This is a genomic window from Olivibacter sp. 47 (assembly GCF_030372825.1).
GTDB classification, from domain to species: domain Bacteria; phylum Bacteroidota; class Bacteroidia; order Sphingobacteriales; family Sphingobacteriaceae; genus Olivibacter; species Olivibacter oleidegradans.
The window spans coordinates 109,053-121,054 of record NZ_JAUCNR010000001.1; the positions used below are offsets into that span (position 1 = coordinate 109,053).

13 protein-coding genes are annotated in these 12,002 nt (G+C 39.3%); 8 read left to right on the plus strand and 5 right to left on the minus strand.

Annotated features, from left to right (window positions below; genetic code table 11):
• Both QT327_RS00385 and QT327_RS00390 read left to right on the plus strand, forming a co-directional pair.
• On the plus strand, positions 1-223 hold a 223-nt coding region (locus QT327_RS00385), incomplete at its 5' end, for a hypothetical protein (RefSeq protein ID WP_289551572.1).
• 17 nt (positions 224-240) lie between these two features.
• Positions 241-510, plus strand: coding sequence for a hypothetical protein (locus QT327_RS00390; RefSeq protein ID WP_289551573.1), 270 nt, complete (start codon positions 241-243; stop codon positions 508-510).
• A gap of 399 nt (positions 511-909) precedes the next feature.
• On the opposite strand, the gene QT327_RS00395 is transcribed toward QT327_RS00390, so the two are convergent.
• The 4 genes from QT327_RS00395 to QT327_RS00410 all read right to left on the minus strand — a co-directional run bounded on the left by QT327_RS00395 (position 910) and on the right by QT327_RS00410 (position 6,235).
• A complete protein-coding gene (locus QT327_RS00395; protein ID WP_289551574.1) occupies positions 910-1,659 on the minus strand; it encodes a phosphatase PAP2 family protein in 750 nt (249 codons plus the stop codon).
• A 138-nt stretch (positions 1,660-1,797) separates the two neighbouring features.
• The gene (locus QT327_RS00400; protein ID WP_289551575.1) at positions 1,798-2,619 is read right to left on the minus strand and encodes a DUF4249 domain-containing protein; all 822 of its coding nucleotides are present in this window, start codon (positions 2,617-2,619) and stop codon (positions 1,798-1,800) included.
• Positions 2,620-2,648: 29 nt separating this feature from the next.
• A complete protein-coding gene (locus tag QT327_RS00405) occupies positions 2,649-5,024 on the minus strand; it encodes a TonB-dependent receptor (protein ID WP_289551577.1) in 2,376 nt (791 codons plus the stop codon).
• 467 nt (positions 5,025-5,491) lie between these two features.
• The gene (locus QT327_RS00410) at positions 5,492-6,235 is read right to left on the minus strand and encodes an SDR family oxidoreductase (protein ID WP_289551578.1); all 744 of its coding nucleotides are present in this window, start codon (positions 6,233-6,235) and stop codon (positions 5,492-5,494) included.
• 93 nt (positions 6,236-6,328) lie between these two features.
• Here QT327_RS00410 and QT327_RS00415 point away from each other — a divergent pair, with 93 nt between their 5' ends.
• The 4 genes from QT327_RS00415 to QT327_RS00430 all read left to right on the plus strand — a co-directional run bounded on the left by QT327_RS00415 (position 6,329) and on the right by QT327_RS00430 (position 8,826).
• Positions 6,329-6,772, plus strand: coding sequence for a winged helix-turn-helix transcriptional regulator (locus tag QT327_RS00415; protein WP_289551579.1), 444 nt, complete (start codon positions 6,329-6,331; stop codon positions 6,770-6,772).
• A gap of 282 nt (positions 6,773-7,054) precedes the next feature.
• Positions 7,055-8,101 (plus strand): sensor histidine kinase, encoded by a 1,047-nt coding sequence (locus QT327_RS00420; protein ID WP_289551581.1) that lies wholly within the window; start codon positions 7,055-7,057, stop codon positions 8,099-8,101.
• Between the two features lies 1 nt (position 8,102).
• On the plus strand, positions 8,103-8,360 hold the full coding sequence (locus tag QT327_RS00425; protein WP_289551583.1) for a LytR/AlgR family response regulator transcription factor: 258 nt from the start codon (positions 8,103-8,105) through the stop codon (positions 8,358-8,360).
• Entirely contained in the window at positions 8,323-8,826 is a 504-nt protein-coding gene (locus QT327_RS00430) for a LytR/AlgR family response regulator transcription factor (protein ID WP_289551584.1), read from the plus strand. The genes QT327_RS00425 and QT327_RS00430 overlap by 38 nt, the downstream gene beginning before the upstream one ends.
• 34 nt (positions 8,827-8,860) lie before the next feature.
• Here QT327_RS00430 and QT327_RS00435 read toward each other — a convergent pair whose 3' ends face one another.
• Positions 8,861-9,004, minus strand: a complete 144-nt coding sequence (locus tag QT327_RS00435; RefSeq protein ID WP_354004743.1) for a helix-turn-helix domain-containing protein — start codon at positions 9,002-9,004, stop codon at positions 8,861-8,863.
• Positions 9,005-9,183: 179 nt separating this feature from the next.
• Here QT327_RS00435 and QT327_RS00440 point away from each other — a divergent pair, with 179 nt between their 5' ends.
• Complete coding sequence (locus QT327_RS00440; protein ID WP_289551585.1) at positions 9,184-9,552, plus strand: hypothetical protein; 369 nt, start codon at positions 9,184-9,186, stop codon at positions 9,550-9,552.
• Between the two features lie 99 nt (positions 9,553-9,651).
• Positions 9,652-11,787, plus strand: a complete 2,136-nt coding sequence (locus QT327_RS00445; protein WP_289551586.1) for a TonB-dependent siderophore receptor — start codon at positions 9,652-9,654, stop codon at positions 11,785-11,787.
• Positions 11,788-12,002 lie beyond the last annotated feature (215 nt).

Consider the following 12,002-nt stretch of genomic DNA (forward strand, 5'->3'; position numbering starts at 1 on the left):
CCAACGCGAGGGGCAGGTTACCCACGTGGTGGCCAAAAGGCTTTACAATCTCTCCGGGCTACTCACGCTGCTCGGCCCGAAGGAAAGAAAGCAGGCTGAGCTGCGGACACTCTCGCCCGCCGATGAAAAAGACGGCCATGTCTTCCCTGCCAAAAACAAAAGAACACAGGTACGGGTTGATGCTCAACTGGAGCTGTTTCCGAAAGGACGGAATTTCAGGTAAATTTTAATTGAATGGAGATGCAGGGGAAACTGTTTGATGATAACCGGCAACTGGTACTGCCACGGGAACTGATGGACTATACGCCCGACTTTCTGGAACGGCGGGAGGCAGATACGCTGCTTACTTTTTTATTGCATAATGTGCCAGGTGATCCGGCAGCGCATGGAGGCATTTACCGGCATGGCCTTTCAGGGCGTGCTGCTGAACCTCTACCGAAACGGCAGCGATTCGGTGGCCTGGCATGCCGACAAGGATACGGTGCCCGGCGTTTCTGCTGTTGGACATAGAGTTAAACGCATTGGTCAAGTTCTTTTTGGTGTTTACAGGCTCCGTATGTTGCAGTATGGGAGCAAGCTATTTGTTAAAAAGGATTCCCTTTATTGCAAGATACTGGTAAAAGTTATCGCAAATTGCGCGGCAAAAGAATTGTTCTTCCAGTACCCCCCCTCGGAGATAGTTAACCTGACCAAGGTGGTAATTCAGGTGCCGCAACAACCGGATCAGAACATAGCAGGTAATAACACTTCCCTTGTCCAAAAAAGTGGGGAACTTCTTATGCTTTCGTCACGGAATTGACCCGTTTCGTCACATGAATTTGCAGTTTTATCATATTTTTCGTAGTCGGGGTACGTCAGTATACTGTTTGGCTCTCGTTCTGGGAACCATTTGCTCCGCAGGTTCTCTTTTCAGAATGTCATTGAAAATCCCAACCCATATTCTCTTCCATTATAAAAAGGCATAACAATTCCATTTGTCTTATCCTTGTCTTTGAAAACTGTTTTCTTGATTAGTGGATGAATCCAATAAGCAATCTTGGTACTTAAAATTCCAATTCCAGCACCTGTGGCAACATCGGTAAGCCAATGCTTTTCGTTGTATATTCTAAAAAGACCTGTGCCAGCGGCGACCACATAGCCGGTAATGCCATACCAAACAGATACATCTTTATATTCCTGACGTAAAAATTCGGCACCCATAAAAGCCGTAGCGGTGTGCCCCGAAGGAAACGACCTCGCGTTTGAGCCATCTGGTCTTTCAACTTTTGAAGTTTTTTTTAGGATGTTTACAGAGCTACCCATAATGAGATACGCCGTTGCCAAAACAATGGTTCTATCTTTAAAATTATTTTTTCCTTGTATGCCCATCGCATTTAATGCATATACAGATAAAAACGGACTGTACTGAGAAAAATCGTCGATGTTTAATTTCTTATCATCATACCCCCTAAGATCATTTTTAACACTGTTATTAATATCTTTTAAACTAGGGCTTTTAAGACCAACAAATCCATATCCGATTAGAACAGATGGAATGATCAGCGATTTGTATTTGAATTGACTATTATCCTTGTTTTTTGTTGAGTCAATTGAAGCGTTTTGTCCGTTAACCTTTGAAACGGATAGAAATAGAAAAAGCACAATTATTATTTTATTCATTTACTTTATTCAATTACACACGAAAAATGTTGTTTCTATATGCTTTATTGCATCGCTTCAATTGCTCCAAGATTATTGAATAACCGGACTTTTCATGGAGAGAGTAATTCCGATTTTTACTGCAGGCAGAAAGGTTAATTACTTAATCTTATAGCTTTTTGTGTCTACTTCTGCCAGTCTGAAATAGCCAAAAGCGTAATTATTGCTATTGGTCTGATTGATAATATTACCGCGGACTGCACTTGGTGTTGTAGGGAAAGGGTTGCCATCATTGCCGGTAGCCAATATTAATTTGAACATGTAATTGTAATAGCTTTTTGAAATTCCGTACAGTTTAAAGTCTACCTGGTCCCCAGCTTTTAACTTTTCATGCGAGAAGGATTCCTGCATTAAATTACCATTCGTGTGTTCATCATCTTCAACCTCCAGCTCGGGGAACGGCGAATATGGCTGTATAATACTGTTTAGATAAGAATTTGCCTGACTTGCATTATCCTTATAGTAAAATGTTATTTCAATTTCATCACCCATTTCACCTCCTTTGTCATTCTGATCAATATTATCTTCAATTTTTGGAACGGGAGTAAATGTTTCTGATGCAGTATAGGTTTCTCCGTTTAAAACAATTTTTAAGTTATAAGTCTGGCCGATAACAGGAAGGAAATTGTGACAAACATATTGCCCCGTTCCGGGAGTTTCAACAAAATTAAAAACTGTATTTGATGCATTTGTTACAGTAACTACTGCTCCTGAAACGCTCGGGAATTCAGAACTGTAATAACCTGTTGTTGTCGACAGTACGATCTTTTGTTCATTGCCTGCTGTATTTTTAACCCAATCTATAGACGCATCTATAACCAATCTTGGCGATGCTGTCTCAAGAGGTACATTAATAGCTTTCTCGCATCCTGTTAAAAACAGTCCAACAGATAGAATTATAATTTTTGGTAGTAGTTTCATTTTTATTTTTTTAAATAGGTGAATTGCTTTTAAAATTTTACGTTGTAGGTAACACTGGGAATAATACCAAAAATGGATGCTCTTCTCGTCTCACTTGTTCCTGTATCTTCATTCTGTCTAAAAGCATACGATGCTGCATTGCTTCTGTTGTAAAGATTGTAGATACTAAAATTCCATTCACCCTGCCATCCTTTTTTCTTGTTGGGTTTAGGGATATAAGTTGCAGATACATCTAAGCGATGGTACGCGGCTAAAGAATTTTCATTTCTTACTCCATAGCTCGCAACATTAACGCCTTGATATTGGTATTTTCCATTAGGAAATGTGGCTGCTTTTCCGCTCTGGAAGGTAAAAATCGCTCCAAATGACCATTTCGGACTTGCCGCATAAGCGCCCGTAATAGATAAATTATGCAGTTTATCATAATTCGCCCTGTACCATTCTCCGTTATTTATACCGGGTTCATCTGCATTTCTGCCAGGCGTTCTTTGTTCCGCTTTAGAAATAGTATAGGAAACCCAGCCGGTCAGCTTTCCTGTATTCTTTTTGAACATCATTTCCAGACCATACGCTCTTCCTTCGCCGTTTAAAAGCACGCTTTCTACAGCATCGATTCCAAGTAAATCTGCGCCGTCAATGTAATCTGCCTTGTTTTTCACCTTTTTATAGAATGTTTCGGTTTCCAAAGAATATTTACCGTCTTTAAAATTGTGAAAGTACCCCAGCGCTACCTGATCTAAAATTTCTGGTTTAAGGTATTGGTCAGAAGGCGCCCATATATCAAGCGGGCTTGCAGAAGCAGTATTGGAAATCAGATGAACATATTGGCTCATTCTATTATAACTGGCCTTGATGGATTGGTCATTGTTCAGCGAATAAGCTATGGCAAGTCTTGGTTCCAGGTTGTCAAAACTTACTATCTTTTTATTTTTCAAATAGTTTATTGTTCCTGTTGGCTCAGCCTCCTCATAGATATGAAGCTCCTTATTGTAAACAACCGGCTGATTATTAGCATAGGTGTATACTTCCTGCGCACCTAATCTTTGAAAATTACTGTAGCGGAGTCCATAATTCAGTGATAATTTGTCAGAAAGGTTTTGTTCAGCACTGATATAGGCGGCATTCTCAAAAGCGTATTTTTTGGCCAACTGATCCGGATTTACACCTGAAATCTCTCCAAACGGCCTGATTGTTCCGGGATTAAAATTGTAGTAAATTGAATTTACGCCATAGTTTAACGTCAGGCTATTTGAAACATAGTGTTTAAAATCATATTTAAAATTGTAATTTTTCACCTCTGCTTTCCAGTCAAGTCCAGCGGATTTTACTTTGATCTGGTAGTCATAGTCACTATAAATGGCAGATGCGTTAGAGAAGATCTTGTCTGAAAATATATGGTTCCACCTGAGGTTAAAAAGTTTGTTACCATAGGTGTTTATAAAACTGTTATTAAAATTCAGGTGGTCGTTTCCGAAATATCCTGATAGAAAAACATTATTTTTCTCATTGAATTTGTAATTCAGCTTGGTGTTCAAATCGTAGAAATAGGCTGAATTTGGGTCATTCGCCATTTTCAAGAAAAGATGCGCGTAAGATCCTCTTCCTGCAACCACAAAAGAACTTTTATCTTTAACGATAGGACCTTCAACAAGCAATCGGCTTGAGACTAATCCGATACCCGCGTTAACATGATACTCCTTGTTGTTTCCTTCTTTTTGATAAATATCCAGTACGGATGATATACGTCCTCCGAAATTAGCTGGAATTCCGCCTTTGTAAAGTTTTAAATCTTTGATTACATCAGAATTAAAAACAGAAAAGAATCCGAATAAGTGCGAGGTATTATAAACAACGGCTTCATCAAGCAGTACTAGGTTTCCATCAACAGAACCTCCCCTGACATTAAATCCCGATGCACCTTCCTGAGCATTCGTAACCCCGGGAAGCTGTAAGATCGATTTTAATACATCTACTTCACCCAAAACGGCCGGCATCTTTTTTATCGTAGCAATAGACAATCTATTGGTACTCATTTCAGGTTTTCGTATGTTTTCTCTTGTTGAATTGCTTTTAACTATAACTTCATCCAATGTTTTACTGTTTTCAGTCATCCCAAAGTTCCTTCTTGTGTTTTCGGTCAGCGTGATAGTTTCTTCTACATCATCAAAACCCACGTGACTTATGATAATCGTGTAAGTTCCTTTTGGCACTGTGGTGGTATAAAATCCATAAGAATTGGTAGTAATGCCGACTTTCGCTTCTGGAATGTAAATTGTCACGCCAATCAATGTTTCGGTATTGGATTTATTAGATATTGTGCCGCTGAGGGTAACTTTTTCCTGCGAATATGCATGGCCGGCATAAGCAAAAAAGAGTACTAGCAAGGATAGGATTCTGCTTTTCATTTATTAATCTTTTGAGTTAAATGTTACAATTATTAGCTAAAGTATATTTTTGCAGAACCCGCATATTTTATATATACAAAATGCCTTAATTAATATATTAAAGCGGCTTTTGCATATAGTAAAATAAAGTGCACACGAAGGTTTCAGTGAAAGAAGCTGGGTTTTTGCTTTTCGTGGATTTGAACCTAATTTTTGATGCTCAATGAAAACAAGAGTACCCTTACACATCAAATATGTCAAGGTGGAGGTGTTTATCTGTAAATTTTGGGAAGTTAACAGGGGTTTCCAACCAATGTTGCCACTGCGTATGCTAAAAAGTTGAAATATGGTAACATCGCATTTGCATGTATCTTAACTCGTAACTGAAAAAGGAGTTCGAAATCCGAACTCCTTTTTCCTGACAAATCATACGACAAGCACGACGCGATGAAAAATCAGTTAATGGATGAGGTGATGATACGCAACGATTATTTTAGTGCGTAATTAAGGTAACCACCATCCGCAATGATCTCAGTTCCTGTAATGAAACTTGCGGCATCAGAAGCCAAAAACAACACTGTTTTCGCGATTTCATCAGGATGACCAAGCCTTTGCAGCGCTGTAGCGCCAGCTAAGAACTCTTTTGCTTCAGCAGGTATTACCGTATCTAAGCCTGGCGTATCTATAGGTCCCGGACTAACAATGTTGACGCGGATTTTTCTTCCAGCCAGTTCATTTGCTGCAATTTGGGCAATTTTGTTCAATGCTCCTTTAGTTGCAGAATAAACAATGGCCCCCACGTTTGCCGCGGTGGCAGCAGTTGAAGATGTGAACAGTACTGCCGCTCCATCTGCCAGATGAGGAAGTAATTTTTGCAACGTAAAGAAATGCCCCTTGACGTTGGTATTAAATTGTGCATCAAAATTTGCTTCGGTTACTTTTTCTATTGGTTCAAATGTTCCAATTCCCGCATTCAGGAAGAGAACATCTAATTTGTTTTCACTTTCTGCAACTGCTTTTTCCAGAATCGATATGCCTTCGAGCTTTGAAGTGTCCGAAACCACCGTAAATAATTTCGGGTTGTTTATTTCTGCATTTGCTTTTTGTAGATTTTCGGAATTTCTGCCTGTAATCCAAACATTTGCCCCTGCGGTGATAAATGCTTTTGCTGTTGCCAGGCCTATACCTGAAGTTCCACCTGTAATAACGACGTTTTTATTTGTAAAGTCCATAGTTAAATTTTTAGCTATTTTGTAGTTTGTTTTGTAAACTACAAACGTATAGAAAAGTAGTTTTAAAAACAAACTACTTTTAAATTTGACATAATGAAAACAATTGAAAGAAGATCAACATGCCCGATCAATTATTCGGTGGAAATTTTCGGCGACAAATGGATGCTGCTGCTCTTACGGGATTTAATGTTTAATGGAAAAAATTCCTTCCTGGAGTTTCGGGCATCGGACGAGAAGATATCTTCGGCTGTACTGACGGAAAAGCTCAATATACTTTTAAATGAAGGGATTGTTTCTAAAGTAACCTCCCCGAAAAACGCTTCTAAATTCCTGTATCTGCTAACTGAGAAAGGTATCGAACTGGTACCGTTCATGGTGGAGTTTCTTAACTGGGGCTCCAGGTACAACCCTGACGGTGGTCCCAAATCATTGCTTGAAGGAATTAAAAAGAATAAAAAGAAAGCAATTACGGAGCTACAGGATAAATTAAGAAGCCAGCGACATTCCTATACAGAAAACCGAATCAACGCTTTTTAGTGAAGTCAATACGACTTGCCATCATTCCTTCAAAAGCTGGAAGTCGCTTATGCGATTTTGCTTTAACTGCTTTTTATAACCACAATTTTAGAAGATTTCTACGTCTGTTTTTTGAATTGACTCCCCCGTTCTCGGAAATTTTGCCTTGTACGTCATTTTTAATTCTCAGAAAAGGTTAACCCTATTTAGATCGTATTTTGGTATATTATTCATGCGCTTTTGTATATTAAATATATATATACGTTGCAGGTTGGTACATTTGCTCGAATCTAAAATAGGCTTATGAATAAAACGTTACACAGAAAAACTATGGATGCCAATTGGATGCTTCAGTTAATCATTTCAGAAAAATACCGATTTCAACGTCATTTGTTATTAATCGCATTTTGTATTGTTGTTTTGTATTACAGTCCACCGGACTATATAGAACCTTTCGAAACCTATAATCGAGGCGTTGTTTTTTTTCAGATTATTTTACTAGCCTACAGTAATATGTATTTTTTTGTGCCTAAATTTTTGTTTAGAAAAAAATACCTGAGCTATGGACTTTTTGTGCTTTCAAGCATGATTCTTTCGTTTTACATTCATGAAGCTTTTTCTTGGTGTTTCAAACTTGATTTACTGCCTAACGAGGATGACAATATTAACTTTTTCACCTTTTCCTTTATGATTTTGATGCTTATTATTGCATCGGCAGCAGTTAAATTATTTCAGCAGTGGATATCCAATGCTCAACTCATTCATGATCTGGACTTGGCAAAAACTAACGCTGAACTAGAACAGCTCAAGAATCAGATCAATCCGCATTTCCTTTTTAATATGCTCAACAACGCTAATGTTTTAATTGAAGATGATCCTAAAAAAGCTTCGCAGGTTTTGATGAAACTAAGTGATCTACTTCGTTATCAGCTTTATGACAGCTCAAGAGATAAAGTTTTATTAACTTCAGAAATCCATTTTTTAGAAGATTTTTTAAATCTGGAAAAAGTTAGACGGGATAATTTTAATTTTTTAATATCCAAAGAAGGTGAATTGAGCGGTGTGCAGGCTCCTCCCTTATTATTTATCTCATTTGTTGAAAATGCTGTTAAACACAATAATGACTCAGCAAAATCATCCTATGTAAATTTGTTTTTCGATGTTAGCCATACTGGGCTTTATTTCAAATGCATAAACTCGAAACCCGCTGTAAAAGCAGTTAATAAATCTGGGGGATTAGGCCTGGCCAATATTAAAAGAAGATTAGAACTCCTATTCCCTTCTTCACATGATTTGAAAATAGAAGACAATTCGGAAACGTACTGCGTTACCTTAACTTTAAAATTATAAAATGAACTGTATAATAGTAGATGATGAACCATTAGCAAGAAAAGCAATCCAAAAATTGGTTAATGAGACAGAAAATTTAGAATCTATAGCTTCATTTAACGGAGCAGATGCTACAAGAGAATTCCTTGCAAAAAATGCTGTTGATTTAGTATTTCTTGATATTCAAATGCCAGGAGTGAATGGAATTGAATTTGCCAGAACTATTCCTAAAAAAAACGCTAGTGGTATTTACTACCGCTTTTCACGAATTTGCTTCTGAGAGTTATGAAGTCGACGCTATTGACTATTTGATCAAGCCTGTAAAATTAGAGCGCTTTCAAAAAGCGGTTGAAAAAGCCCAGACGTATTGTAAATTATTCCGTACTGATCATACAAACAGCAACATAGAAAACATAACCGACGATTATATTTTTGTAAGGGCAGACCGCAGAATGTTCAAAGTGCATTTTAGTGATATACTTTATATCGAAGGGTTAAAAGATTATGTTATTATTTACTTAGAAAATCAAAAAGTGGTTACACTAATGAATATTAAAACTATTCATGATTTGCTTCCGAAAAATTTCTTTGTCAGAGTCAGCAAATCCTACATCATCAATGTAAATAAAATCGATTCTGTAGATAACAATACAGTGTATATAGGAAAAAATGAAATACCCATTGGCAATATCTACAGGGATTTCTTTTTTAATGAATTTGTAATCAAAAAAATTTTGAACAAGTAAGTTAAATAGGAAGCAGTGCCCGTTATTAGCTGACCTATTTCATCATCCGGTAACCATTTGGAGTAACGCCTGTTTTTTGTTTGAATAAACGCATGAAGTGCTGAGGGTATTTGAAGCCTAATTCATAGGCAATCTCACTTACCGACCTGTTTTTGTCAAACACTTTCTCTTTAGCCACATCTATCACTTTGGATGAATTAATAAGATTTCAAGGTTTGCAGATGATCCGGCCAACTGCTTTCGAAGTTTAGACTTTTCTTCAACCAACCACACAATCTCATACTATGCTTAATATGTAGGTGTGCTCCGATCACTTTTTAACGCAAACCTAAGGATAAAATAGTATCTTGGCTTCTTATGAGAAAAGTGTTAGTCTACGTAATGTCAATCCTGATGCTACTGCAAACAGGTTCTGCATTACTGATCATGACAGCCTTTTACGCCAATCGGGATTATATTGCACAAAATCTTTGCGAGAACCGCACGCGTCCTGAACTCCATTGCAATGGACAATGTGTACTGATGAAGAAGTTAAAAAAGGAACAGGAAAGGGAAGCCAAACATCCCGAACTCAAACTCAAGGAAGTACAATTTCTCCTAGCGGAGCAAACCTTTCTCCCGCCCTTAGCCAGCCAACTCTTGCCCATACGTCGGGGCTTTGATTTATATAAGCTTGTTTATACCTTTAAGTACCATCGGCACCTACTTAGGCCGCCCATTTCATAACCTGTCCCTTAAGGGAAGTTCCATTTTTCTTAATATTCTTTTATTGTCCACGTTCAATTCTCCTATCAGGGGCATTGATCCATATATATAGGTTATATCATGAAATATCTTTTAAGTGTACTTGCTTTGTATACAAGCAACACTTTATTTGCCCAAACGCCCGTAGATACCGTTAGAAAACAAGATAGCATCCGACTGGAGGAGGTTTCCGTTACGTCGAAATACTACCGAAAATACAAGCTTGATACCTCATCAAACACGCTCAAACAGCTGAGCCCCATTTTGGAACTACCGCAAAATATACAGGAAGTCGATAAAAGTATCCTGCTTGACCAGCAGGCCATCAATGTTAATGAAAGTGTAAGTCGCAATGTAAGTGGGACCATGCGCAACAATACCGCCGATTTTTATGGTCCATTTCTTTTCATGCGTGGAGCAGGTATCAACACGCTGCGCAACGGGGTAGACCTTTCCATGATCTATTACGGTCCCATGCCGGAGGATGCCAATATCATTGAGCGGATGGAGTTTATCAAAGGTCCGGCAGGGTTCATGAATTCCATTGGTGACCCGGCAGGCTCCTTCAACCTTGTAACCAAGAAACCAAGCGGTATCAACAGTAACCAAGTCTTCCTTCAGACAGGCAGCTGGGATCTCTACCGCTTGGGTGCAGATCTGGACGGTAGTTTTGATGCTGATAAGAAATGGCTCTATCGTTTCAATGCGGTGGGCCAAAAGTCCAAATCCTTCCAGCGTTTCGCTTTCAATGACAAGATTGTTCTCAACCCCAGCTTGCGGTTCAACATCAACAAAAACTCCTCCCTTACGGCCGAGTACACCTACCAGCAGCAACAGTTCTTGCAATACCTGCTAACAGTCTTTTCGCCGGATGGATTTGCATCGCTACCGAGAGATTTCAGTATCGCTGATCCCAATAAGGAACCTGTGGACGCTAATGAACACAGTGCTTTTTTAACATATTACAACCGCCTAAATCGTAATTGGCAGTTCACGGCCAAAGCCGCTTATGCCAGAAGTAATATGGACGGCAATTACTTTTTCGTCTCCGCCTACGACAAAGAGCAGCCGGAAGAGATCAGGAGACGCGTTACCTACGAACGCTTCCATACAGATGTAGCTTCCCTTCAGGCCTATATCAACGGGGATTTTAGAACGGGGCGTATCAAGCACCGTTTTTTAGGTGGTGCAGATCTCAACCGCAAATCCCTGCTGGGCTATTCAGGCTATAACGACCCAAATGCCAACCCTACCCTTTATCCCTTGAATGTGCATGCACCGATATATGGCATTGATTTTAACCCGAATAAAAAAGAAGGGTCATTAAAAGATATCGCAACCAATGAACAACAGCTAACCTATTTCGCCTTTTACGCACAGGATGAGATACGGCTTTTGGAAGAAAAACTGCGCTTTACTCTAGCTGCCCGCTTAACACATTCAAAAAATCAGATAAGTATCCCTTCTTCATCGTCTGTGTCCGATGTAGCGCTAACGCCACGCATCGGCCTTAGTTACTCCATTCTTTCAAGTTTGGCGGTTTATACGCTATATGATCAGACCTACACGCCGCAAAGCGGCATAAGTGTAGATGGCAGCCATTTTGACCCGCTGAAGGGTAAGAACATTGAAGTAGGTATCAAGAAAGATTGGGCCAATGGTAAGTGGAATAGCGTCCTCTCTGTATACCATATTCACCGCAACAATATCATCGTAACCGATCCGCAGACAAACCTACAATCGCAGATTGGACAGACAACGTCCAAAGGCCTTGAATTTGATATAAAAGGGGTAATAGTAAAAGGACTCAATGCTGTGATCAATTATGCTTATACCGATGCCTATGTGTCTGAAGATGCCAATCCGGCTATCATTGGACTTCCCGTACCTTACCGTGTTAAACATATACAGAATACCTGGCTAAATTATAGGCTTCCTTTGCAAAAGATCAAAGGTTTCAGTCTTTCGGCGGGGTACCAGTTTCAGGCAGGTCGCGCAGGCCGTTATCCACAGGATGGCGAGATCGAGATCAACAATATTTTCCGTTTGGACGGGGGTTTAGGCTGGACGAACGGGAAAATTGCTATTAATGGACTGGTGAACAACATATTAAATCGCTTCAATTATGGCAGTGCCTGGACAAGACCTACCGGACTGTATGCCTATGTGCCGTTCCCGTCGAGAGAATTCAGACTAAATATTGCATATAATTTCTGAGAGCGGTATGTAAATCCATCACCCGTTAACCGAAAAAACAAAAAGAGGTATCAGTCATCCCTAAGCGAGTTTATAGGATTTCCCACTGCCGCCCGAATAGCTTGCGAGCTTACCGTAAGCAAAGCAATGCATACCGCAATAAGGCCGGAAAGTGCAAACATCCACCATGCAATATCAATATGGTAAGCAAAGTTCGCTAGCCAGCGATTCATTAC